Below are 25,847 nucleotides of genomic sequence, written 5' to 3'. Positions count from 1 at the left end.
AACTGCTCCCGTGAGAGCAAACGAGAGGAATAAAAATGGCAAAAAGACTTTTAATTTTAGAAGATGGAACAATTTTTGAAGGGAAAGCTTTTGGAGCTGACCTTGATGTAACAGGTGAGATTGTTTTTAATACTGGTATGACAGGTTACCAAGAATCAATTACTGACCAGTCTTATAACGGTCAAATCTTGACATTTACTTATCCGCTAGTGGGTAACTACGGTGTCAATCGAGATGACTATGAATCAATCAAACCAACATGTAAAGGGGTTGTTGTTTCAGAAAACACACGTCGACCTAATAATTGGCGTAATCAAATGACTTTAGATGAATTTTTGAAAGCAAAAAATATTCCTGGAATTTCTGGAGTTGACACACGAGCTCTAACAAAAATCATTCGAAAACATGGTACGATGAAAGCAACTTTGGCAAATGCAGGAGATACTCTTGAGCATTTGCAAGACCAGTTGCGAGCAACAGTTTTACCAACTAACAATATTGAGCAAGTATCAACAAAAACTGCTTATCCAGCACCAGGTGTTGGTAAAAATATTGTTCTGGTTGACTTTGGACTTAAACATTCTATTTTACGAGAATTTTCAAAACGTAAATGTAATATAACGGTTGTACCTTATAACATTACTGCTGATGAGATTCTCCAACTCAACCCTGACGGTGTTATGTTGTCAAATGGTCCAGGTAACCCAGAAGATGTGCCAGAAGTTCTGGATATGATTCGTGGCGTTCAAGGAAAAATTCCAATCTTCGGTATTTGTATGGGTCACCAACTTTTCAGCTTAGCAAATGGTGCTAAAACATATAAAATGAAATTCGGTCACCGTGGATTTAACCATGCAGTGCGCGAAATTGCTACTGGACGTATTGATTTTACAAGTCAAAACCATGGTTATGCAGTTGATCGAGACTCACTTCCTGATTGCTTGATGGTTACTCATGAAGAAATCAACGATAAATCTGTAGAAGGTGTTCGTCACCGTGATTTTCCAGAATTTTCAGTTCAATTCCACCCAGACGCTGCGCCTGGACCACATGATGCAAGTTATCTATTTGATGATTTCATCGAATTAATTGATGCTTTTCAAGCTGGAAAAACTCGTAACTAATGTTTAAAGCTAACCTGAGAGTTAGAAAATATAAGAAGTATGACTAGTCATACATGAGTTTGAAGCTGATTTTGCGAATAAGTTAGTTTTAAATGTCGGAGAACTATTTAATTCTATCCCGTGAGATAGAGAATATAGAAAGGAGAAGATACAAGCTGCAAGTTAGCTAGAAGTTAACTTGAGCATTTGAGTGCTCATCAGTTGTTGGATGAGTAACTCTTGTATCATAGATTATGCCGAAACGTACTGATATTAAAAAAATTATGGTGATTGGTTCTGGTCCGATTATTATCGGTCAGGCTGCTGAATTTGACTACGCAGGAACACAAGCTTGTCTTGCTTTGAAAGAAGAAGGATACAGCGTTGTTCTTGTTAACTCAAATCCTGCAACAATCATGACAGATAAAGAAATTGCTGATAAAGTTTACATTGAGCCTTTGACAACAGAATTTGTAACTAGAATTCTTCGTAAAGAACGTCCAGATGCACTTCTTCCAACATTAGGTGGACAAACTGGTCTTAACATGGCAATGGAATTGTCAAAAGCAGGAATTCTTGACGAACTTGGAGTTGAATTGCTGGGTACAAAATTATCAGCTATCGACCAAGCTGAAGACCGCGATCAATTTAAACAATTGATGGAAGATTTGAATCAACCTATTCCTGAATCTGAAATTGTAAATACCGTTGATGAAGCAGTTGCTTTTGCTGACTCAATTGGTTATCCAGTTATTGTTCGTCCAGCCTTTACTCTTGGTGGTACTGGTGGTGGTATGTGTGACAATGAAGAAGAACTCCGTGAAATCGCTGAAAATGGTTTGAAATTGTCACCAGTTACACAATGTTTGATTGAACGTTCAATTGCAGGTTTTAAAGAAATTGAATACGAAGTGATGCGTGATGCTGCAGACAACGCTTTGGTTGTTTGTAACATGGAAAACTTTGACCCTGTTGGTATTCACACAGGTGACTCAATTGTTTTTGCGCCAACGCAAACTCTTTCAGATATTGAAAACCAAATGTTGCGTGATGCAAGTTTGAGTATTATCCGCGCTCTTAAAATTGAAGGTGGATGTAACGTTCAACTTGCCCTTGACCCAAATAGCTTTAAATACTATGTTATCGAAGTAAATCCACGTGTGTCACGTTCATCAGCTCTTGCTTCAAAAGCTACTGGTTACCCAATCGCAAAATTAGCTGCTAAGATTGCTGTTGGTTTAACGCTTGATGAAATGATAAACCCAGTTACAGGTACGACATACGCTATGTTTGAGCCAGCTCTTGACTATGTGGTAGCTAAGATTCCTCGCTTCCCATTTGATAAATTTGAAAATGGTGAACGCCGTCTAGGTACTCAAATGAAAGCGACTGGTGAAGTTATGGCAATCGGTCGTAACATTGAAGAGTCACTTTTGAAAGCTTGTCGCTCTCTTGAAATTGGTATTCATCACAATGAAATGTCCGAATTAGCAAATGTTTCAGATGATGATTTGGTGAATAAGATTGTTCGTGCCCAAGACGATCGTCTTTTCTACCTATCTGAAGCCATCCGTCGTGGATACACAATTGAAGAATTATCAAAACTAACAAAAATTGATCTTTTCTTCCTTGATAAATTGCTTCACATTTTTGAAATTGAGCAAGAATTAGCTACTCACGTTGGTGATGTCGATGTTCTTAAAGAGGCAAAACGAAATGGATTTGCGGATCTTAAAATTGCAGAGCTTTGGAACATGACTGCTGAAGAAGTTCGAACTCTTCGAATCGAAAATAAAATCATTCCAGTTTATAAAATGGTTGATACATGTGCTGCTGAGTTCGAATCAGCAACACCATACTTCTACTCAACATATGAATGGGAAAATGAATCAATCAAATCAGATAAAGAATCAATTATCGTACTTGGTTCTGGACCAATCCGAATTGGTCAAGGTGTCGAATTTGACTACGCAACAGTTCACTCTGTTAAAGCAATTCAAGCTGCAGGATATGAAGCTATTATCATGAACTCAAATCCTGAAACAGTTTCAACTGACTTCTCAATTTCAGACAAACTTTACTTCGAGCCACTTACATTTGAAGATGTTATGAATGTGATTGAGCTTGAGCAACCAAAAGGTGTTATCGTTCAATTTGGTGGTCAAACTGCGATTAACTTAGCAGAACCATTGTCAAAAGCAGGTGTCAAAATTCTTGGTACGCAAGTGGCTGACCTTGACCGTGCTGAAGACCGAGATCTTTTTGAACAAGCTCTAAAAGCGTTGAACATTCCACAACCACCAGGACAAACTGCAACAAATGAAGAAGAAGCGGTAGAAGCAGCTCATAAGATTGGTTTCCCAGTTCTTGTTCGCCCATCATATGTTCTAGGTGGACGTGCTATGGAAATCGTTGAAAATGAAGAAGATCTTCGTTCATACATGCGTACAGCTGTAAAAGCGAGTCCTGACCATCCCGTTCTTGTAGACTCATATATTGTTGGTCGTGAATGTGAAGTGGATGCCATTTCAGATGGTAAAGATGTTTTGATTCCAGGTATTATGGAACACATTGAACGTGCTGGTGTTCACTCAGGTGACTCAATGGCTGTTTACCCACCACAAACACTTTCTAAGAAAGTTCAAGAAACTATCGCAGATTATACAAAACGTCTAGCGATAGGGTTGAATTGCTTTGGTATGATGAATATCCAATTTGTTATCAAAGATGAAACTGTTTATGTTATCGAAGTTAACCCGCGTGCAAGTCGTACGGTTCCATTCTTATCTAAAGTAACAAATATTCCAATGGCTCAAGTAGCAACAAAATTGATTCTTGGACAAACTTTGTCAGACCTTGGTTATGAAGATGGTCTTTATCCAGAAGCTGATTATGTTCATGTCAAAGCACCAGTCTTCTCATTTACAAAACTTGCTAAAGTTGATAGCCTTTTGGGTCCTGAAATGAAATCAACTGGTGAAGTCATGGGATCAGATCAAACACTTGAAAAAGCTCTTTACAAAGTGTTCGAAGCATCATATCTTCACTTGCCATCATTTGGTAATGTAGTCTTTACTGTATCTGATGATACTAAAGCCGAAGCACTTGGATTAGCAAAACGTTTTGCTAACATTGGATACTGTATCCTTGCAACACACGGAACAGCTAAGTTCTTTGCTGAGCATGGCCTTCATTCAACAATCATTGATAAGATTGGTCAAGATGACGATAATGACATTCCAGCACTTGTTCGTGCAGGAAAAGTTCAAGCAATTGTTAATACAGTTGGTACAAAACGTACTCTTGATGAAGATGGAGCTATTATTCGCAGCTCTGCTATCGAGCATGGTGTTCCTCTCTTTACTGCGCTTGATACAGTAGATGCCATGATTCGTGTACTTGAAAGTCGCGGATTTACAACGCAAGCCATCTAATATCAATCAAAGGCTGAGACTAATGTCTCAGCTTTTTTTGTTTTCACTTACAAACTTGTAAGAATTTCTGCTAACGAATTCAACTATAATGGTTATAAAGATGAACTTCGGTTTATTCTTGACAGTAATATACCAAAAATGTATAATTGTTCTATCTTAGCGATACAATTATACAAAAAGAAAACGAGGAAGAAAATGTCTAGAAGAAGCAAGTCAAGTATGTCAAAAAAGACTAAGATTACAATTGGAGCAGCAGTAGCAATTTTTGTGGTTGCTGGTGGGGGATTGATGATGTGGCAACAGTCCAAATCATCAGTAAAAAGTGAAGTATCTTACAACACTGTCAATGTAACAGAAGGTACAATTTCATCATCTACTTTACTAACTGGGAAAGTGAAAGCTTCTCAGGAGCAATATGTGTATTTTGATAGTAGCAAAGGTAGTTCAGCTAGACCAACTGTAGCTGTCGGAGACCAAATCACAACAGGTCAACAACTTGTTCAATATGACTCAACTGCGGCACAAGCAGCTTACGATACGGCTGTTCGTGGACTTAATAAAGTTGGACGCCAAATTGACTATTTGAAAAAATACGGTAATCTGCCAACAACATCAACTAGTACCGATGAAGAAACTGGTGAGGAAACAACAGTTACTTCTCAGCCAACAGCTCAACAAACTGCTGAATACAATCAGCAATTACAAGATTTGAATGATTCCTATGCGGATGCTCAAGCTGAGGTAAATAAAGCTCAACAAGCACTAAATGAAACAATTATTACAAGTGATGTTTCTGGTACAGTTGTTGAAGTTAATAATGATATTGACCCATCATCTAAAAATAGTCAAACGCTTGTTCACGTGGCAACAGAAGGTCAACTTCAGGTAAAAGGAACATTGACAGAATACGATTTGGCAAATATTAAGACTGGTCAAAACGTTAAGATTAAGTCAAAAGTTTATCCTGATCAAGAATGGACTGGTACAATTTCATACATTTCAAATTATCCAAATCAAACTGCTGATGCAGCAACTTCTGAATCAAGCAACTCATCAAATAGTTCAGCTTCTTATGATTACAAAATTGATTTGACAGGTGACACTACTAACCTTCAACAAGGATTTACAGTTTCAGTAGAAGTTGTTAATGAAAACAAAAATAAACTTGTCCCAGTTGACGCTGTCTCTACTGAGGGAGATAAAAAGTTTGTCTGGATTTATGACAAAGATTCTAAAAAAGTAAGTAAAGTAGAAGTAGCCCTTGGAAATGCTGATGCTTCACAACAAGAAATTTTAAGTGGAGTAGAAGTAGGTCAATCTGTTATTTCAAATCCTGATAAAGCTCTAAAAAATGGTGAAAAAGTTGAACATGTAACTAAAGAAGATGCCACTGCTAAAGAAGAATAAGAGGTGACAGTAGTGACAGATGAGAAAAAACCACTAATTCAATTAAATAATATTATAAAATCTTACCAGAATGGCGATCAAGAACTCAATGTTTTAAAAGGAATTGATTTGACAGTTTATGAAGGTGAATTTCTTGCCATTATGGGACCATCTGGTTCAGGTAAATCAACCTTGATGAACATTATCGGTCTCTTGGATAGACCAACATCTGGTGATTATAGCTTGAATGGCAAACAAGTCGAAGAACTCAAAGAGAAAGAACTTGCCAGAGTTAGAAACGAAGAAATTGGATTTGTCTTTCAACAATTCTTCCTTCTTTCTAAGTTATCAGCTTTACAAAATGTTGAACTTCCACTCATTTATGCTGGTGTCGGTGCTTCAAAGCGTCGTCAATTAGCAAAACAATTTTTAGAAAAAGTTGAGTTGAGCGAACGAATGAAGCATTTACCGTCTGAGTTGTCTGGTGGACAAAAGCAACGTGTCGCTATTGCGCGTGCTTTGGTCAATAATCCTTCAATTATTCTTGCTGATGAGCCAACAGGTGCCCTTGATACTAAGACAAGTATTCAAATCATGAACTTATTGACGGAGTTAAATCGTGAAGGAAAAACGATTGTTATGGTAACGCACGAGCCTGAGGTGGCTGATTTTGCAACACGAAAAATTATTATTCGTGATGGTGAGATTACAAGAGATACCACAGAAAGTGTTCGAATTGATTAAGGGAGGATTATGATGGAAAATTGGAAATTCGCCCTAAGTTCAATCATGGGGCACAAGATGCGTTCGTTTTTAACAACTTTAGGAATCATTATCGGTGTGGCTTCAGTGGTTGTCATTATGGCATTGGGTGAAGGAATGACAAATCAAGTCACTAATATGTTTGCTTCTGACAATCAAAATATTCAAATTTATTACACAACTAAGAAGTCAGATGATATGGATATTTTTGATGATGAAGACCCTACAGCATCTGACAAAGGACCACAAATTAAGGAAGAGTGGTTGCAAAAAATCACAAGCGAGCTTCCAGGTGTTACGAATTACTATTTAACAAATGGGACAACATCAACAGTTGAGGGAAATCAGAAAAAATCTAAAAATGTTAATATAACAGGGGTAAACAAGACTTATTTTGCGGTTAAAAAATTCAAAGTACTAGCAGGACGAAGTTTTGAAAAGGGAGATTATGACCGTTTTTCTCGTATTGTTATGTTGGATACAAAATTAGCTGTTAAACTTTTCGGCAGCAATAATGCTTCGCTTAATCAGCAAGTTTCTATCGGTTCAAAAACCTATCTAGTTGTTGGTGTTTATAAAGACCCAGATGCTGGTTCGGCACAGTATGGCATGCAATCAGGCGGAAATGCTGTTATGACAAATACTCAGTTAGCTGCAGAGTTCAACATTGACGAGGTTCAGGGAGCATTTGTTCATGTCAGCGATGTTAAAGAATCGTCTAAAGTCGGAAAAGAAGCTGCTCGTTTGATGACACAGATTTCTGGTGTTAGAACTGGTCGATTTACAATTTATGACATGACGCAAGTACTTTCTCAGGTGAAATCAGCTTATGGCATGATGACAACGGTTATCGGTGCTATTGCAGGTATTTCATTGCTTGTTGGTGGTATTGGTGTCATGAATATCATGTTAGTATCTGTAACCGAGAGAACACGTGAGATTGGTTTACGTAAAGCTCTCGGTGCTACGCGCCAGAAAATTTTGACTCAATTTTTAATTGAATCAATGGTCTTAACAATTTTAGGTGGATTGATTGGGCTTGCTTTAGCGTCTGGAGTAACAGCCTTGCTTGGAAATACTATTCCAAATGTTAAACCATCTATTTCTCTAAATATTGCACTAGGTAGCCTTATCTTTTCAGCCCTTATCGGTATTGTATTTGGGCTATTACCGGCTAACAAAGCAAGTAAACTAAATCCAATTGAAGCCCTTCGTTATGAATAATGAAAGGAGTTACATAATTTCTTGTTAAAAAAGAATAACCCTTGTATAATAAATTTAAGTAATAGACGTGTTAAAGGATGATATGATGTATGAAACTTTGAAGAAGTTGGTTCAATTTTTGGGAATTTTTTCAATTGCTTTGACTGTTTTATTTTTAGTCTATCTATTTAAGCACATGGATATTTTAAATGATCCTGATGCTTTAACAAGAGCGCTTAAAGGCCATTTGATTATAGGTAGCATTGGATTTCTACTATTACAAATTATTCAAGTTGTTATCCCGATTATTCCAGGTGGTGTGACAACGGTTGTTGGTTTTATGGCATTTGGACCAATTCTGGGATTTATTCTGAATTATGTTGGAATTGTGATTGGGAGTATCATTCTATTTTTGCTTACGAGGCGATATGGTAAACCGTTTATTTTATTATTTGTAGATGAGAAATCATTTAAGCATTATGAGCAAAAATTGGCATCATCAACATATGAAACTGTATTTGCTTTGAATATGGCTTCTCCTATATCACCAGCAGATATTTTGGTTATGGTAACCGGCTTATCAAGAATGTCCTTTAAACGATTCTTATACATTATTTTAATTTGTAAGCCGATTTCGATTGTTGCTTTTAGTTATTTTTGGATTTATGGTGGACGATTCATCAAAAGTTTTTTGTGATTTTGGTATAATGTGGTTATGTCAATTGTAATTACAACTAGTTTGAGAGAAAATGCTAAATTGCTTGCTAAAGCAAAAACAATCGGTGAAAAGCTTAATCTTCCAGTGATTGAGCGAAATAAACAATCAGCAAAAAAGCTGTTGCAGGGTCGCGAGGGTATCCTTTTGGTTTATGAAAATAAGCTGTGCTTATTAAATCAAGATGGTAGTGAGCTTTCTTTTCATCCAGATACGGCTATGCTACGAATAAAAAGTTCACACGATGCATTGGTTGATTTACTTGGTACGGACTCTTTGAAGGTTCTTGACACGACAATGGGATTAGCAAGTGATAGTATTGTTATGGCATACGCTGGTCACGATGTAACAGCAGTAGAGAGTAATCCTTTGATTCATTTTATTGTTTCAGAAGGTTTAAAAAACTATCAAAGTAACTCTGAGTCACTAAACCAAGCAATGCGTTCAATCAAGACTATTTGTGCTGAGAGTCTGGCGTACTTGAAAAAACTACCGAATGATTCTTTTGATATTGTTTATTGTGATCCGATGTTTTCTGAGAGAATTGAGGAATCGAAGAATCTGGATGGCTTACGTCAGTATGCTAATGTCACAGCTTTTTCAGAAGAGCTTTTGCAAGAAACTAAGCGCGTGGCTAGAAAGAAGATTATCATTAAAGCTCATTTTAGAGATGATGTCTTTGAAAAATATGGCTTTAAGCAATTTGTACGACCGAATCAGAAGTTCCATTATGGTGTAATTGAGATTTAATTGGTAATATATTACTATATTGAGGAGAAAAATGGTTTCAGTAACACAACGTATAAAACAAGTGAAACAACCTTGGGGAGGATATATCCGACCCAAGACAGCATTTCATGTCCAACAATTTGATGATGAGACAGCGTTAAATGATGAAGAGAACATACATCCTATTCTTGTTGGATTGTTGGTTGATTATCTTACTCGATTTATGAATGGAGCACCGTTAGAGGATGCATTTAAAGTTTCTTTACAAGGGGCTAAAAATATATCTGAGTATGAATTGGCAAAGGCGTTTTTAAAGCACGTTAAAGGTTTAGATGATGAATCAATACGTTGTGCTCATAAACTTGTTGAATTTGATGTATATTATCGTGTACAAATGTCATCATTTTATGAGAGCATTTATAGGAGTATGCAAAAAAAAAATAGTCCTGTTCTAACTGATGAGACTATTGAGAACGTACGTACAATGGTCCTAAGATCACTTGCATTTATTGAAAATTATGGACCAATTATTAAAGACGGTTTTACTTTTGAGGGAGCTTATACTGATGTTGTTACTATAGGTGATGGTGACTATTTAACTGCTGATACTCTTTGGGATTTTAAAGTATCAAAGAAAGAGCCAAATAAAGACCAGACACTTCAAATATTGATTTATTATATAATGGGAAAGCATTCTAATTATCTAGAGTTTAACAATATTCAGAATCTCGGAATTTTCAATCCGAGACTTAATAAAGCATATTCACTATCTGTAAGCGATATTTCTGATGAAATAATTACTGAAGTTTCAGAAAAAGTTATTGGTTATAAGTAATATGAATTGTAAACTAAGTAATCTACAATGCTTATATTGTTTAACAATCTGAAAAAAATTAAAAGGTGTCAAGTTTTTTTCTTGACACCTTATCTTTTTATGATATAATAAGTTAAGTGAGTTAGTAGCAGAGCTATTAACCTAAACAAAAAAATAGAAAAGAGACTTTATACTAATGGCAGTAAAAATCCGTTTAACTCGTATGGGTTCTAAGAAAAAACCTTTCTACCGTATCAACGTAGCTGATTCACGTGCTCCACGTGATGGTCGTTTCATCGAAACAGTTGGTACTTACAACCCACTTGTAGCTGAAAACCAAGTAACACTTAAAGAAGAACGTGTTCTTGAATGGTTGTCTAAAGGTGCTCAACCTTCAGATACAGTTCGTAACATCCTTTCTAAACAAGGTGTTATGAAAAAATTCCACGATTCAAAATTCTCAAAATAATAGAGTAACAAAAGCCTATGGATACCATTGAAAATCTTATTATCGCTATTGTGAAACCTTTGATTTCACAACCAGATAATCTTACCATTAAAATTGAAGATACACCTGAGTTTTTAGAATATCATCTGGATTTGGATGCACAGGACATCGGTCGTGTTATCGGTAAAAAAGGTCGTACCATTACAGCGATAAGATCGATTGTCTATTCGGTACCAACTCAAGGTAAAAAAGTAAGACTCGTTATTGACGAAAAAGGAGAAGAGTAGTGTTATGCTACTCTTTTTCTTTTTGCAAATGTCAAGTATCCTGAAAAAAATTAAAAAAAGTTTCAAAAAAGTATTGCCAAAGTGCCTCAATCATGATAGAATATATATTGTATTGATTTGAGAGATAACTTTTGAGAGTTGTTGTGCAGGTCAGATTATTGCAGTTTAAAAAACTTTTTGAAAAAAACTTCAAAAAAGGGGTTGACAAATAAAGTTGATTGCGATAGAATAGGTTATGTTGTTTATGGGGTATAGCCAAGCGGTAAGGCAAGGGACTTTGACTCCCTCATGCGTTGGTTCGAATCCAGCTACCCCAGTGAACCGTATGGTTTTGTTAATATGGTCCGTTGGTCAAGGGGTTAAGACACCGCCTTTTCACGGCGGTAACACGGGTTCGAATCCCGTACGGACTATCTTGACCAGTTGCAGTAGGGCAGCTGGTTTTTTCTTTACTATTTTTATGGTAAAATAATAAAGACTAAGTTATGTGGAGTGAAAATGAATTACTATAATGTTGGAAGAATTGTCAATACACAAGGTCTTCAAGGTGAGATGCGTGTTTTGTCAGTTACAGATTTTGCTGAAGAACGTTTTAAAAAAGGTTCAAAACTGGCTGTTTTTGATGATAAGGATCGTTTTCTGCTTGATGTAGAAATTGCAAGCCATCGCAAACAAAAGAATTTTGACATCATCAAATTCAAAGGTATGTATCATATCAATGATATCGAAAAATATAAAGGGTGCTCATTGAAGGTTGCTGAAGAAAATCTTTCAGAACTTGAAGATGGTGAATTTTACTATCATGAAATCATTGGACTTGACGTTTATGAAAATGATGTTTTAATTGGGCAAATTAAAGAAATTCTTCAGCCTGGTGCTAATGATGTTTGGGTTGTCAAACGTAAAGGAAAACGCGATTTGCTATTGCCGTACATTCCACCAGTTATTTTGAATGTTGATGTTGCAGGTAATCGTGTTGATGTAGATGTATTGGAAGGACTTGACGATGAAGATTGATATCTTGACACTCTTTCCAGAAATGTTTGCACCGCTTGAACACTCAATTGTCGGAAAAGCGACTGAAAAAGGATTGCTTGACATTAATTACCACAATTTCCGTGATAATGCTGAAAAAGCTCGTCATGTTGATGATGAACCTTATGGTGGCGGTCAAGGAATGTTACTTCGTGCGCAGCCTATTTTTGATACGATTGACAAAATTAATGCTAAAAAACCTCGTGTGATTCTTTTGGATCCTGCAGGTCGTAAATTTGACCAAAGCTATGCTGAGGAGCTTTCACAAGAAGAAGAGTTAATCTTTATCTGTGGTCATTATGAAGGCTATGATGAGCGTATCAAGACGTTAGTGACAGATGAGATTTCACTTGGCGATTTTGTTTTAACGGGTGGTGAGTTAGCAGCAATGACAATCGTTGATGCCACAGTTCGCTTGATTCCAAATGTTCTCGGAAAAGAAGCAAGTCACCAAGATGATTCATTTTCATCTGGTTTATTAGAATTTCCTCAGTACACTCGTCCATATGACTTTCGTGGTATGAAAGTGCCTGATGTCTTGATGAGTGGTCACCATGAGAATATTCGTAAGTGGCGAATTGAACAAAGCCTTCGTAAAACATTGGATCGTCGACCTGATTTGTTGGAAAACTATACCTTTACGAAGGAAGAAGAGGCCATTTTCCGTAAGATTCTAAAGGATAGAGACGCGAAAAAATAGAATATGTGATATAATAAAGGACATGCGGCTGTATGTCTTTTTATTTTTGTGGAGGTTTTATGCGAACAAAAGAAGTTGTGGTACTTTCTTACCAAGAAAGTTGGAAAGACGATTTTGAGCAAATCTCAAAAGAGTTACAAGAAGCTGCAGGGAAGCTAGTTCTTCGAATTGAACATGTCGGTAGTACTTCCGTTCAAGGACTTTCGGCAAAGCCAATTATTGATATTGATCTTGTTATTTCAGATGATACAGATTTGACGGAAGTGATTGATCGTTTAGCAAAAATTGGTTATGTTCATGAAGGAAATTTAGGGATAGAAGGAAGAGAGGCTTTTGCTTATTCTGGCAAAGAGCACTTGCAACTTCATCATCTCTATGTCTGCCCTGAAAGTTCGTGTGAGTTAAAACGTCATCTTCCTTTTCGAGATTATTTACGCTGTCATCCAGAAGCTGTTCAGGCTTATGGCGAAGTAAAAGTGAAAGCAGCGCAGCTATTTCCCAAAGATATCGATAGCTATATAGCCTATAAATCAACTATTATTGAACAAATATATAAGGAGATGGAAATTTAAATGTCAGAAAATCGTGAAATCTATGACATTACTATCATTGGTGGTGGACCTGTTGGTCTGTTTGCAGCATTTTATGCTGGTTTGCGTGGAGTTTCAGTAAAAATCATTGAAAGTTTATCTGAACTTGGTGGCCAACCTGCAGTTCTTTATCCTGAAAAAATGGTTTACGACGTTGCTGGTTTCCCAGGAATCACAGCAGCAGATTTGACTGAAAATCTTATTAAACAATTGGATCGTTTTAAAGATAACACAGCTATTTGCCTTAAAGAGGAAGTTAAAACTTTTGAAAAAGATGGTGACATCTTCACTATCGACACAAATAAAGGACAACATTTTTCACGTGCGATTGTGATTGCTTGTGGTAATGGCGCGTTTGCTCCTCGTACACTTGGTCTAGAAGGCGAAGAATTATACGCAGATAATAACCTTTTCTACAACGTTCACAAACTTGACCAATTCGCTGGTAAAAATGTTGTTATTTGTGGTGGAGGAGACTCAGCAGTTGACTGGGCAAACCACTTGGATGGTTTGGCTAAAAGTGTCACAATCGTACACCGTCGTGATGCTTTCCGAGCTCATGAACACAGTGTTGAAGTGTTGAAAAATTCAAATGTCAATATTTTGACACCTTATATACCATACGAACTCTCAGGTGATGGCCAATTTGCTAAGAGCTTAACAGTTCAAAAGGTGAAATCAGATGAGACAGTAGAGTTACCGCTTGATGCATTGATTGTAAGCTTTGGTTTTTCAACTTCAAATAAAAACCTTAAAAACTGGAATGTTGATTACAAACGTTCAAGTATTACAGTTTCACCATTGTTTGAAACAAGTCAACCAGGTGTCTATGCAATCGGTGATGCAGCTGATTATGAAGGAAAAGTTGATTTGATTGCAACTGGTTTTGGTGAAGCACCAACAGCTATTAACCAAGCTATTAAATACATTTTCCCTGATCGTGATAACCGAGTTGTTCACTCAACATCATTAATTAATGAATAATAAAAAAGCCTTGTAAGACAGTGAATTCCACTTGTTTTACAAGGTTTTTTCTGAAATCAAAAATTCACTTTCTGAAATTGACGTTTTTGCAGAAAAATGATAGAATTTGAGAGAAAGTGCTTGACATTGATTGGAAATATAGTATAATTCTATCTGTAAACGATTTCAATGGAGGTGATGAGGATTCTAAAGTCTAAACGAAAACAATTAATCATGCAGAAATTGTCTCATGATAAATTTGTTCGGCTGGATGACTTAGTTAGCCTGCTAGATACCTCTGAATCCACTGTTCGCAGGGATTTAGACGAGCTTGAAAGTGAGCGAAAACTTCACCGAGTTCATGGTGGGGCTGAACTTCCTCACTCGCTCCAAGAGGAATTTACCAATCAGCAAAAATCTATCAAAAACATTCAAGAAAAAAAGCTAGTTGCTCAAAAAGCAGCAGAAATGATTTTAAATGATGAAGTTATTTTTGTGGATGCAGGAACAACCAACGAATTATTATTAGGCTATTTAAATCAGGATAATTTAACGGTTGTAACGAATTCAATTCACCACGCTGCTAAGTTGGTTGATAAAAACGTCAAGACCATCATTATTGGTGGTCATGTAAAAAAATCAACTGATGCAAGTATCGGAGTAGCAGCTTACGATCAAATTCGACAGTTGAGTTTTGATAAAGCTTTCTTAGGTATTAATGGAATTGATGAAAAATTCCTAACAACACCTGACGTAGAGGAAGCAGTTATTAAAAGGACAGTTATCGAGAATGCCAGAAAGACTTATGTAGTCACTGACTCATCAAAGATTGGTCGTATTTCTTTTGCAAAGGTTGAAAAGATTGAAAATGTTACAATCATTACCAATCAATCTAGCGGAGCACTGATGAAAAAAATAAAAGAAAATACGAGGGTAATTGAAGTATGATTTACACAGTAACTCTGAATCCATCAATCGACTTTATCGTTCGCTTGGATAACTTAGTACTTGACAGTGTTAACCGTATGTCTAGCGATGATAAGTTTGCTGGTGGTAAAGGAATTAACGTTAGTCGTATCTTACAACGATTGGATATCGATAATACTGCAACTGGTTTTATCGGTGGTTTCACTGGACGTTTTGTTGCTGATAGCTTAGTAGCTGAAGGTATTAAAACAGACTTTGTTGAAGTTTCTGAAGATACACGTATTAACGTTAAAATCAAAGCTGGTGAAGAAACTGAAATTAATGGTGCTGGTCCAAAAATTTCAGATGAAAAATTAGAAGAATTGAAATCAATTCTTGCTGGCTTGTCTAGCGAAGATACTGTTGTTTTTGCGGGTTCAGCTCCAAGCAGCCTTGGGAACCAAGTTTACAACACTTTGATTCCAATTGCTAAAAAAGCTGGTGCTGAAGTAGTGTGTGACTTTGAGGGACAAACTCTACTTGACTCACTAAACTACCAACCGCTTTTAGTAAAACCAAATAATCACGAATTGGCTGATATCTTTGGTGTAGAATTGAATGGTCTAGCTGATATTGAAAAATACGCTCGTGAAATTCTTGCTAAAGGTGCTAAAAACGTTATTATTTCAATGGCTGGAGATGGCGCATTGCTTGTAACTCCAGAAGCAGCATACTTCGCAAAACCAATTAAAGGTACAGTTAAAAACTCTGTAGGTGCTGGTGACTCAATGGTAGCTGGTTTCACTGGAGAATACGTTAAATCTGGTGACCCTGTTGAAGCTCTTAAATGGGGTGTCGCTTGTGGAACAGCAACTACATTCTCAGATGACTTAGCAACAGCTGAATTCATCAAAGAAACATATCAAAAAGTAGAGGTAGAAAAACTATGAAAATTCAAGACTTGCTTAAAAAAGAAGTCATGATTCTTGATTTGAAAGCAACTTCAAAAGAAGCTGCTATCGATGAAATGATTACAAGCCTTGTTGAAAATGGTGTTGTAACCGATTTTGATACTTTTAAACAAGGTATCATGAACCGTGAAGCTCAAACATCAACTGGTTTAGGTGATGGTATCGCTATGCCACACAGCAAAAATGCTGCTGTGAAAGAAGCAACAGTTCTTTTTGCAAAATCTACTGCTGGTGTTGACTATGAAGCCTTGGATGGACAACCAACATACCTATTCTTCATGATCGCTGCACCAGATGGAGCAAATGATACTCACTTGGCAGCCCTTGCTGAACTTTCAAAATACCTTTTGAAAGACGGTTTTGCAGATCAATTGCGTAAAGTAACTACTGCTGATGAAGTTATTGCAACATTTAACGCTGCAGAAGAAGATAACAAAGCAAAAGAAGAAGTCAAAGCTGCTCCAGTTTCAGACGATAAACCACTTATCGTTGCTGTAACAGCATGTACAACTGGTATCGCACACACTTACATGGCAGAAGAAGCCCTCATCAAACAAGGTGAAGAAATGGGTGTAACAGTTCGTGTTGAAACAAATGGTGCATCAGGTGTTGGTAACCGCTTGACAGCAGATGAAATTGCTCGCGCTAAAGGTGTTATCGTTGCTGCTGATAAAGCTGTTGAAATGGCTCGTTTCGACGGCAAACAATTGGTATCTCGTCCAGTTGCTGACGGTATCAAGAAAACTGAAGAATTAATTAATATCATCCTTGATGGTAAAGCTGACACTTACAAAGCTGCAGCGGGTTCTTCTACCGAAGAAAAAGAATCAAGTGAAAAACTTAGCCTTGGTGCTGCATTCTACAAACACTTGATGAGTGGTGTTTCTCAAATGTTGCCATTCGTTATCGGTGGTGGTATCATGATTGCACTTGCATTCTTGATTGATAACATTTTGGGTGTGCCAAAAGATCAACTTTCTAACTTGGGTACATATCACCAAGCAGCTGCTTACTTCAAAACAATTGGTAACGCAGCATTTGGATTCATGCTTCCAATTTTAGCAGGCTACATTGCTTATTCAATTGCTGAAAAACCAGGTCTTGTAGCTGGTTTCGTAGCTGGTGCTATTGCTTCAAGTGGTGCAGCATGGGGTAACCTTGAAGGAACTCCTTCAGGATTCCTTGGTGCTCTTGTTGGTGGTTTCCTTGCTGGTTGGCTTGTAAACCTTGTTAAAAAAGCATGTGCTGGTCTTCCACGTTCACTTGAAGGTATTAAATCTATCTTGCTTTACCCATTACTTGGTGTATTCTTGACAGGTTTTGCAATGCTATTTGTTAATATCCCAATGGCAGCAATCAACACTGGTTTGAACAACTTCCTTGGAGGTCTTCAAGGTGCATCAGCTGTTCTTCTAGGTGCTATCCTTGGTGGAATGATGGCTATCGATATGGGTGGACCATTTAACAAAGCTGCTTACGTATTTGGTACAGGTACACTTGCTGCATCTGTAGCCTCAGGTGGTTCAGTTGCTATGGCATCAGTTATGGCTGGTGGTATGGTTCCTCCACTTGCAGTATTTGTTGCAACTCTTCTTTTCAAAAATAAATTCACTGAAGAAGAACGCAACTCAGGTTTGACTAACATTATCATGGGTCTTTCATTCATTACTGAAGGTGCTATTCCATTTGGTGCTGCTGACCCTGCTCGTGCTATCCCAAGCTTCATGGTTGGTTCAGCTGTAGCTGGAGCTCTTGTTGGTGCATTTGGTATCAAACTTATGGCTCCACACGGCGGTATCTTCGTTATCGCATTGACAAGCGCTCCAATCCTTTACCTTGTCTTTGTTATCATCGGAGCAATCATCGCGGGTATCCTATTTGGTGCTCTTCGCAAAGCTAAATAATTAAAAACAACTAATATAAAATTTTATTAATCTAACACACTAGAGAATCCCTTCGGGGGTTCTTTTTTTGTTGTTTAAGCACCACTGTTATAGTTTGTAACTATAATAACATCTAACTACATAGCTGATAACTATAACAAATCATAAAAAGATAGAATGGCTAGAGTCGTTGAAAAATAAGGGGTTATCAGTTAAAATCTAAATTATAAAATTTTGATCCATATAGTTTTAAACTAATGAGGTTATAGGAGGTAACTATGATTAAGGTTTCGAATTTGGGTTATCCGCGTTTAGGTGAGAATCGTGAGTGGAAAAAACTGATTGAATCGTATTGGTCTGGAAATATTTCTCAAGCTGAGTTAGAAGCACAAGCTCAGACCTTGCGTCTGTCATTTTTGAAAAAGCAAGTTGAGGCAGGGCTTGATTTGATTCCAGTAGGTGATTTTTCACTTTATGACCATATTTTGGATTTATCTGTTCAATTTGGTGTTATTCCAAATCGTTTTTCAAAAGAAGACGTCAATCTGGATTTGTTTTTTGCGATTGCTCGTGGAACCAAGGACAATGTGGCTTCTTCAATGAAAAAATGGTTCAATACAAATTATCACTACATTGTACCTGAATGGTCAAAAGTGAAGCCGTATTTGACAAATACACGCTTGCTTGACTTATACATTGAGGCAAAAGAAGTTGTGGGTGACAAGGCAAAACCGGTAATTACAGGTCCTATTACTTATGTTGCACTTTCATCTGAAGTCAGTGATTTTACATCAGCAGTGAAAAAACTTTTACCACTTTATAAGCAAGTTTTTAAAGAATTAGCTGCAGCGGGTGCAACTTATATTCAAGTTGATGAACCAATTTTTGTGACGGATGAGGGTGCTGGACTTTTAGAGGCTGCAAAATATGTATATTCTTATTTTGCAAAGGAAGTGCCAGAGGTGAAAATTATTTTCCAAACGTATTTTGAAGCATTGATTGACGCTGAAACATTGTCTGAACTTCCTGTAGCTGCTTTTGGACTTGACTTTGTTCATGGGTTTGATGAAAATTTGCAAGCTGTCGAAAATGGTCTTTTTGAGAATAAAGAAGTTTTTGCTGGCGTAGTTGATGGGCGAAATATTTGGGCAAATGATTTTGCAAAAACATCCGAATTACTGAAAAAGCTCCAAGATAAGGTTGGTAATCTTGTGATTCAACCGTCTTGTTCCCTACTTCATGTTCCGGTGACGACAAAAAATGAGAATGAGCTAGAGTTAGTATTGAAAAATGGTCTTGCTTTTGCTGATGAAAAATTAGAAGAGCTAGTTCTTTTAGCTCAGCATTTAGATGGGGAAGAGTCAGATAGTTACAAACAGCATCTTGCTAACTTTGATGCTTTACAAGCAGCTGATTTTCGAAATGTTACCCTTGAAAACTTAGATAATGTGCCAACTCAGCGTGTAAACTATAAAGTTCGTCGTAAAGTACAAGAAGCTAAACTTGGTTTACCAACTCTTCCGACTACAACTATTGGCTCATTTCCACAATCACCAGAGGTTAGAAGAACACGTTTGGCTTGGAAGCGTGGGGATATTTCTGATACAGAATACGAAGATTTTATCAAATCCGAAATTGCTCGTTGGATTAAAATTCAAGAGGATTTAGATCTTGATGTTTTGGTGCACGGTGAATTTGAACGTGTGGATATGGTGGAATTCTTCGGTCAAAAATTGGCTGGATTCACCACAACAAAACTTGGTTGGGTTCAATCGTATGGTTCTCGTGCTGTTAAACCGCCGATTATTTATGGTGATGTGAAACACATTCAACCATTATCAGTGAAAGAAGTGGTTTATGCACAAAGGTTAACTGATCGTCCGGTTAAAGGCATGCTAACAGGTCCAATCACGATTACGAATTGGTCGTTTGAGCGTTCTGATATTTCACGTGCTGATTTATTTAATCAAATTGGTCTTGCCATCAAAGACGAAATCAAATTGCTAGAAGATGCGGGTATTGCTATTATCCAAGTAGATGAGGCAGCACTTCGTGAGGGCTTGCCACTTCGAAAAGCTAAACAACAGGCATATCTTGACGATGCTGTGCATGCTTTTCGTATTGCTACTTCGTCGGTTAAAGATGAAACGCAAATTCACACACATATGTGTTATTCAAAATTTAATGAAATTATTGACTCGATTCGAGATTTGGATGCTGATGTTATTTCAATTGAAGCAAGTCGTAGTCATGGAGATGTTATTCAGGCATTTGAAACTGCGGTTTATCCGCTTGGAATCGGTCTTGGTGTTTACGATATTCACTCGCCTCGTGTTCCGACAAAAGAAGAAGTTATTGCAAATATCGAACGTCCTCTTCGTCAATTGTCTGTCGAACAATTCTGGGTTAATCCTGACTGTGGATTAAAAACACGTCGTGAACCAGAAACAGTTGCAGCGCTTAAAGTTTTAGTGGAAGCAACAAAGGAAGTTCGAGCAAAATACAGAAAATAAGGAAGGTTAAGCTATGTCACGATTATTAGAACGTTTAAAAACAGATATTCTGGTAGCTGACGGTGCTATGGGAACGCTTCTTTACGCCAATGGTCTTGACAATTGCTATGAAGCCTATAATTTGATTCATCCTGAAAAGGTATCTGCCATTCATAAAGCTTATATCGAAGCAGGGGCTGATGTTATCCAGACTAACACATATGCAGCAAAACGACACCGACTTAAGGGATATGGCTATGAAGATAAAGTCAAGGAGATTAATCAAGCTGGAGTCAGAATTGCAAGACAAGCTGCTGGGAAAGATTTCTTTGTTTTGGGAACGGTTGGTGCTCTTCGTGGTCTAAAACAGTGTGAGTTATCACTTGATGAAATTATCCAAGAAACGCTTGAACAGGTGAACTGCTTACTTGAAACTAATCAGATTGATGGATTACTTTTTGAAACTTATTATGATGAAGAAGAAATTATCGCGGTTTTAAAAGCAGTCAGGCCATTGACGGATTTACCAATTATCACTAACATTGCTCTTCACGAAGCGGGAATTACAGAAAATGGTAAGCCTTTAGTAGAAATTTTTGGCAAATTAGTCATGTTGGGAGCGGATGTTGTTGGATTAAATTGTCATTTGGGACCTTATCACATGATCCAATCTCTAAAACAAGTTCCGCTTTTTGCCCAGTCTTATTTATCGGTTTATCCAAATGCTAGTTTATTATCATTTGTTGATGACAATGGTAGTGGGCAATATGGCTTTAGTCAAAATGCGGATTATTTTGGAAAAAGTGCAGAGCTTTTAGTGGCTGAAGGGGCTCGTTTGATTGGTGGATGTTGCGGTACGACACCAGATCATATTCGAGCTGTCAAGCGTGCTATCAAAGGTTTGAAACCAGTTTCGCGAAAATTTGTGACACCAATGGTTGAAGAGGCTGAGCTGATTAAGGCAGTCAAGCAGTCTGAGACTATTGTCGACAAGGTAAAACGTCAAGTGACCGTAATTGCAGAAATTGATCCGCCAAAAACATTAGATATTGAAAAGTTTACAGAAGGTGTTAAAGCTCTAGATGACGCAGGTGTCTCAGCTATAACATTGGCAGATAATTCTCTTGCTAAGACAAGAATTTGCAATGTCAGTATTGCCTCACTTTTGAAAAATGAGATTTCAACACCATTTTTACTACATTTATCATGTCGTGATCACAATATGATAGGTCTTCAATCACGTCTTTTGGGAATGGATGTTTTAGGATTTCATCAAGTTCTAGCAATTACAGGGGATCCATCTAAAATAGGAGATTTTCCGGGAGCAACCAGCGTATATGATGCTACAAGTTTTAAGTTATTAGAGCTGATTCAACAGCTCAATAAGGGAAAAGGATACAGTGGCGCTAGCATAAAAAAAGAAACATCTTTTACAGCAGCTGCAGCATTTAATCCAAATGTTAAAAATTTATCACGTTGCAGTCGTTTGATAGATAAAAAAATTGCTGCAGGAGCTGATTGTTTTATTACGCAGCCCATATTTAACAAAGAGATTATTGAAAATTTAGCAGAGCTAACAAGAGATTATGAAGCACCGTTTTTTATTGGAATAATGCCAATTACGAGCTACAATAACGCAATTTTTCTACATAATGAGGTTCCAGGGATTCAGTTGTCAGATGACTTTTTAGAAAAAATAGAAGCGGTAAAAGACGATAAGAATAAGTGTCAAGAATTAGCATTGCAAGAAAGCAAGGCTTTAATTGATAGTGCTTTAGAGTGCTTTAATGGAATCTATCTCATCACGCCCTTCATGCGATATGATTTAACTGTCGAGCTAGTTAATTACATTCACCAAAAGGTGGAAGAGAAAAAACAAAAAATATCATAAAAATGGACAATTAAGTCCATTTTTTTCTTGACTTGGAGTGGGCTCTAAGGTGTAAAATGAAACCGTTTAAAAAATAAGTGGAGGTCCCTTATGGAATACACAAAATTGGGAAATACAGGTCTTGAAGTGTCAAAATTGTGCCTTGGTTGCATGAGTTTTGGGGATGCTAGCCTTGGTTTTCATTCTGGTTGGCTCTTAGATGAAGAAAAATCACGCGTTATTATTAAAAAAAGCCCTTGATTTGGGTGTCAATTTTTTTATACAGCTAATGTTTACGGGAAAGGAACTAGCGAAGAATATCTTGGGCGTGCCCTTTGTGATTTTGCAGACCGTGATGAGGTGATTATCGCGACTAAGGTTTTCTTTGGTGATGGTCGGCACGATGGAAGAAATACAACTGGTTTATCTAGAAAAGCGATTTTTAATCAAGTGGAAGCTAGTCTTAAACGCTTGGGAACTGATTATATCGATGTTCTTTACATTCACCGTTGGGATTACAATACGCCGATTGAAGAAACCATGTCTGCCCTAAATGATTTGGTGCGTTCTGGCAAGGTGCATTATCTTGGTGCGTCAGCAATGTATACTTGGCATTTTCAAAAGGCACAATATGTGGCTGAGAAAAATGGTTGGACGAAATTTTCAGCCATGCAAAATCATTACAACATGCTTTATCGTGAAGATGAACGTGAAATGATTCCTTTTTGTAAAGATTCAGGTGTAGGTTTAGCGCCATATAGTCCTTTAGCTGCAGGTCGTGTGGTTAGAGATTGGGATGCTGATACTGCTCGCAGTAAAACGGATGAAACAGCAAAAATGAAATACGATAGCACTGAAGAGCAAGATAAAGCAATTGTTGCGCGTGTGGCAGAAGTCGCAGAAAAATATGGTGTGACTCGCGCTCAAGTTGCACTTGCTTGGCTATGGCAAAAAGGAATTAACTCACCAATTGTCGGTGTCACAAAAGAAAAATACCTAGATGATTTTATGGGCGCTTTTGATGTGACATTAACTGAAGATGATATGGCTTATTTGGATGAAAAATATTTACCACATAAAATTGTAGGTGCCTTATAAGACAAAAGTTTCTGGCTTTGTGCTGGAAACTGATTCGTTAGACAATGGATTTACATGCTTCAGAGGATGAACTTGATGCTTTACTAAAAGGTGTTGATGCCATTATTTTTACAGCAGGTTCTCGTGGTAAGGACTTACTTCAAACGGATGCCTGCGGTGCTGTTAAATTAATGCAAGCAGCTAAAAAAGTTGGCGTAACACGTTTTGTTATGCTCAGTGCCCTCTTTTCGTTAACACCAGAAAAATGGCCTGAGAATCTTAAAGATTACTACGTTGCTAAATTTTTTGCCGACAATTACTTGATAAATCAGTCTGACTTGGATTACACTATTATTCAGCCTGGTGGTTTATTAGAAGAAGCTGGTCAAGGTTGTGTTGAACTGGGAGATAAAGGTTTTACGGTTATTTCAATCGAAGATACTGCAAGTGTTTTGGCAGAAGTTGTCGACAAATCTTCGACAGTTAAACGTGTGATTGCCATTAATCTAGGTGACACACCTATTGAAAAAATCTTTGATTAAAATCAAAAAAATAGCTTGACTTGGAGTGGACTCCAAGGTGTATGATAATCATACTTGAAAAGAAAAAACTCAAAGGAGACGATATGGTACTTGAAACAATTTCATCACCACAAGATTTAAAACAATTATCTCGTGAAGATTTGCACCGTGTTGTTGATGAAGCACGACAAGCGCTTCTTGAAAAAACAAGTCAACATGGTGGGCACAACGGACCAAACTTTGGCATGGTTGAAATGACAGTTGCTATGCACTATGTCTTTAATTCACCAGTAGATAAATTCATTTTTGACGTATCACACCAATCATACGTTCATAAAATGTTAACTGGGCGTGCCAAAGCTTTTCTTGACTCAGCACATTACGATGATGTATCTGGTTACACAAATCCTAAAGAAAGCGAACACGACCTCTTTACAGTAGGTCACACATCAACTTCTTTGTCTCTTGCATCAGGTGTTGCAAAAGCGCGTGATTTAAAAGATGAATCATACAACGTGGTTGCAGTCATTGGGGATGGTTCACTCTCAGGTGGTATGGCGTACGAAGGTTTGAACCAAATCGCAACAGAAGGCACAAATACAATTGTCATTGTTAACGATAACGACCAATCAATTGCTGTTAACCCAACTGGTGGTATTTACACAGCCCTTCGTGACCTGCGTGAAAGTAATGGTCAAGCTGAAAATAATCTTTTCGAAGCTCTTGGATTTGATTATCACTACCTTGATGCGGGTAATGGCCTCGATGCTTTGATCGCTTTGTTTGAAGAGATCAAAGATACTAATCATCCAGTTTTGTTACATATTCATACACAAAAAGGTCATGGCGTGACATTCATGGAAGAAAATCGTGAAGCATTTCATGCAGGTGGACCTTACAATCCAAAAACAGGTGAGTATCTTCGAGGTGGAAATGCTGGTGAAACATACAATAGCATCACTACAGATTTTGTCTTGAATAAAATTAAGAATGATCCGACAGTTGTTGCTGTTAATGCAGGAACACCAATGTTTATGTTGAATCAAAATCAACGTAAAGAAGCCGGGAAACAATTTGTTGATGTCGGTATCGCTGAAGAAGAAGCTGCTACAATGTCAGCTGGACTTGCTAAAAATGGTGCCAAACCAATTTGGTATGTTGCAGCGCCATTTATGCAACGTACATATGACCAATGGTCTCATGACATCGCGCTGAACAATCTTCCGGTTACAACACTTGTTTACTCAGCATCTGTTAATGCAATGAATGACGAAAGTCACCTTGGTTTCTTTGATATTCCATTCTTGGCACACATTCCAAACGTTGTTTATTTGGCACCAACAAGTAAAGAAGAACACTTGGCTATGCTTGATTGGGCAGTTGAACAAAATGAACATCCAGTTGCTATCCGCATTCCCGTTGGTCCGCTTCGTGAGACAGGTGTTGCTGATAACACAGATTACTCAATTCTTAATAAAAACCAAGTAACTCAAAAAGGTAGCAAAGTTGCTATCTTTGGACTTGGTAACTTCTACGCTTTAGCAGAGGAAGTGGCTAAAGAACTTTCTGACAAACATGGTCTCACAGCGACAATTGTTAATCCGAAATTCATTACAGGATTGGATGAAGAATTGCTTGATAGCTTGGCAGTTGAGCACCAGCTTGTTGTAACGCTTGAAGATGGCGTACTTGAAGGTGGTTACGGTCAAATGGTTGCAAGCTATCTTGGTGACCATGATCTTAAGGTTCAAAACTACGGAGTGGAAAAAGCTTTCCATGACCGTTACAATGCTCAAGAATTGTTAGCTGAAAATGGTATTTCTGTAGAAAATATCGTTAACAACATTTTGAAAAATGTAGATTAATAAAAATAGAAAAGTCAGTGCCGTTAGACGCTGACTTTTTTCTTAACTTAACAATTGATTAACTCATTTTTAATGAAAATCTGGTATACTGGA

Annotated in this window: 22 protein-coding genes, 2 tRNA genes and 1 pseudogene; all 25 read left to right on the top strand. The window is 37.4% G+C overall.

All coding sequences use genetic code 11. The annotated features are described in order from the left end of the window. The first annotated feature begins 35 nt into the window (after window positions 1-35). The 25 genes and pseudogenes from HMPREF0819_RS03185 (at window position 36) to HMPREF0819_RS03070 (ending at window position 25,754) form a co-directional block, all read left to right on the top strand. Complete coding sequence (locus tag HMPREF0819_RS03185; RefSeq protein ID WP_004232201.1) at window positions 36-1,124, top strand: carbamoyl phosphate synthase small subunit; 1,089 nt, start codon at window positions 36-38, stop codon at window positions 1,122-1,124. A 233-nt stretch (window positions 1,125-1,357) separates the two neighbouring features. After that, on the top strand, window positions 1,358-4,537 hold the full coding sequence (gene carB / locus HMPREF0819_RS03180; protein WP_004232200.1) for a carbamoyl-phosphate synthase large subunit: 3,180 nt from the start codon (window positions 1,358-1,360) through the stop codon (window positions 4,535-4,537). A gap of 195 nt (window positions 4,538-4,732) precedes the next feature. Next, window positions 4,733-5,944, top strand: a complete 1,212-nt coding sequence (locus HMPREF0819_RS03175; protein ID WP_044023297.1) for an efflux RND transporter periplasmic adaptor subunit — start codon at window positions 4,733-4,735, stop codon at window positions 5,942-5,944. A 12-nt stretch (window positions 5,945-5,956) separates the two neighbouring features. Further along, window positions 5,957-6,667, top strand: coding sequence for an ABC transporter ATP-binding protein (locus HMPREF0819_RS03170; protein WP_044023296.1), 711 nt, complete (start codon window positions 5,957-5,959; stop codon window positions 6,665-6,667). Window positions 6,668-6,679: 12 nt separating this feature from the next. Further along, window positions 6,680-7,909, top strand: coding sequence for an ABC transporter permease (locus HMPREF0819_RS03165; RefSeq protein ID WP_044023295.1), 1,230 nt, complete (start codon window positions 6,680-6,682; stop codon window positions 7,907-7,909). An 85-nt stretch (window positions 7,910-7,994) separates the two neighbouring features. Next, complete coding sequence (locus tag HMPREF0819_RS03160; protein ID WP_044023294.1) at window positions 7,995-8,585, top strand: TVP38/TMEM64 family protein; 591 nt, start codon at window positions 7,995-7,997, stop codon at window positions 8,583-8,585. An 18-nt stretch (window positions 8,586-8,603) separates the two neighbouring features. After that, on the top strand, window positions 8,604-9,353 hold the full coding sequence (locus HMPREF0819_RS03155) for a class I SAM-dependent methyltransferase (protein ID WP_004232190.1): 750 nt from the start codon (window positions 8,604-8,606) through the stop codon (window positions 9,351-9,353). 31 nt (window positions 9,354-9,384) lie between these two features. Further along, window positions 9,385-10,167, top strand: a complete 783-nt coding sequence (locus HMPREF0819_RS03150) for a hypothetical protein (protein ID WP_004232187.1) — start codon at window positions 9,385-9,387, stop codon at window positions 10,165-10,167. A 175-nt stretch (window positions 10,168-10,342) separates the two neighbouring features. Continuing rightward, the gene (gene rpsP / locus HMPREF0819_RS03145) at window positions 10,343-10,615 is read left to right on the top strand and encodes a 30S ribosomal protein S16 (RefSeq protein WP_004232185.1); all 273 of its coding nucleotides are present in this window, start codon (window positions 10,343-10,345) and stop codon (window positions 10,613-10,615) included. Between the two features lie 17 nt (window positions 10,616-10,632). Further along, window positions 10,633-10,881 (top strand): KH domain-containing protein, encoded by a 249-nt coding sequence (locus HMPREF0819_RS03140; RefSeq protein ID WP_003065320.1) that lies wholly within the window; start codon window positions 10,633-10,635, stop codon window positions 10,879-10,881. A gap of 245 nt (window positions 10,882-11,126) precedes the next feature. Then, window positions 11,127-11,198 (top strand) — tRNA-Gln (locus HMPREF0819_RS03135). A gap of 24 nt (window positions 11,199-11,222) precedes the next feature. Further along, window positions 11,223-11,294, top strand: a tRNA-Glu gene (locus HMPREF0819_RS03130). Window positions 11,295-11,379: 85 nt separating this feature from the next. Then, on the top strand, window positions 11,380-11,898 hold the full coding sequence (gene rimM, locus HMPREF0819_RS03125) for a ribosome maturation factor RimM (protein ID WP_004232180.1): 519 nt from the start codon (window positions 11,380-11,382) through the stop codon (window positions 11,896-11,898). Beyond that, entirely contained in the window at window positions 11,888-12,616 is a 729-nt protein-coding gene (gene trmD / locus HMPREF0819_RS03120) for a tRNA (guanosine(37)-N1)-methyltransferase TrmD (protein WP_004232177.1), read from the top strand. The genes rimM and trmD overlap by 11 nt, the downstream gene beginning before the upstream one ends. A gap of 59 nt (window positions 12,617-12,675) precedes the next feature. After that, window positions 12,676-13,188 carry a GrpB family protein gene (locus HMPREF0819_RS03115; protein WP_044023293.1) on the top strand — a complete coding sequence of 171 codons (513 nt, stop codon included), beginning with the start codon at window positions 12,676-12,678 and terminating at the stop codon, window positions 13,186-13,188. Then, entirely contained in the window at window positions 13,189-14,190 is a 1,002-nt protein-coding gene (locus HMPREF0819_RS03110; RefSeq protein WP_004232172.1) for an NAD(P)/FAD-dependent oxidoreductase, read from the top strand. It abuts the gene before it with no gap. A 177-nt stretch (window positions 14,191-14,367) separates the two neighbouring features. Further along, window positions 14,368-15,117 (top strand): DeoR/GlpR family DNA-binding transcription regulator, encoded by a 750-nt coding sequence (locus tag HMPREF0819_RS03105; protein WP_115255267.1) that lies wholly within the window; start codon window positions 14,368-14,370, stop codon window positions 15,115-15,117. Then, complete coding sequence (gene pfkB / locus HMPREF0819_RS03100) at window positions 15,114-16,025, top strand: 1-phosphofructokinase (RefSeq protein ID WP_004232166.1); 912 nt, start codon at window positions 15,114-15,116, stop codon at window positions 16,023-16,025. Before HMPREF0819_RS03105 ends, pfkB begins: the two co-directional genes overlap by 4 nt. Then, a complete protein-coding gene (locus HMPREF0819_RS03095; RefSeq protein ID WP_004232163.1) occupies window positions 16,022-17,950 on the top strand; it encodes a PTS fructose transporter subunit IIABC in 1,929 nt (642 codons plus the stop codon). The genes pfkB and HMPREF0819_RS03095 overlap by 4 nt, the downstream gene beginning before the upstream one ends. Before the next feature lie 257 nt (window positions 17,951-18,207). Continuing rightward, window positions 18,208-20,442: a 5-methyltetrahydropteroyltriglutamate--homocysteine S-methyltransferase gene (metE, locus tag HMPREF0819_RS03090; protein ID WP_004232161.1), complete on the top strand. Its 2,235-nt coding sequence runs from the start codon at window positions 18,208-18,210 to the stop codon at window positions 20,440-20,442. Between the two features lie 13 nt (window positions 20,443-20,455). Then, window positions 20,456-22,312 carry a bifunctional homocysteine S-methyltransferase/methylenetetrahydrofolate reductase gene (locus HMPREF0819_RS03085; protein WP_004232158.1) on the top strand — a complete coding sequence of 619 codons (1,857 nt, stop codon included), beginning with the start codon at window positions 20,456-20,458 and terminating at the stop codon, window positions 22,310-22,312. Window positions 22,313-22,402: 90 nt separating this feature from the next. Continuing rightward, a complete protein-coding gene (locus HMPREF0819_RS09550; protein ID WP_004232155.1) occupies window positions 22,403-22,552 on the top strand; it encodes a hypothetical protein in 150 nt (49 codons plus the stop codon). A 15-nt stretch (window positions 22,553-22,567) separates the two neighbouring features. Next, window positions 22,568-23,389, top strand: a pseudogene (locus HMPREF0819_RS03080) (aldo/keto reductase); the annotation flags it as partial. 44 nt (window positions 23,390-23,433) lie between these two features. Beyond that, window positions 23,434-23,910 (top strand): NAD(P)H-binding protein, encoded by a 477-nt coding sequence (locus HMPREF0819_RS03075; protein ID WP_004232150.1) that lies wholly within the window; start codon window positions 23,434-23,436, stop codon window positions 23,908-23,910. Between the two features lie 83 nt (window positions 23,911-23,993). Further along, window positions 23,994-25,754, top strand: a complete 1,761-nt coding sequence (locus HMPREF0819_RS03070) for a 1-deoxy-D-xylulose-5-phosphate synthase (protein WP_044023292.1) — start codon at window positions 23,994-23,996, stop codon at window positions 25,752-25,754. Window positions 25,755-25,847 lie beyond the last annotated feature (93 nt).

It is taken from the genome of Streptococcus equinus ATCC 9812, assembly GCF_000187265.1.
Classification (GTDB): Bacteria; Bacillota; Bacilli; order Lactobacillales; family Streptococcaceae; genus Streptococcus; species Streptococcus equinus.
Note: the sequence above shows the minus strand (reverse complement) of the source record. Positions and strands in the feature narration are given on the sequence as shown.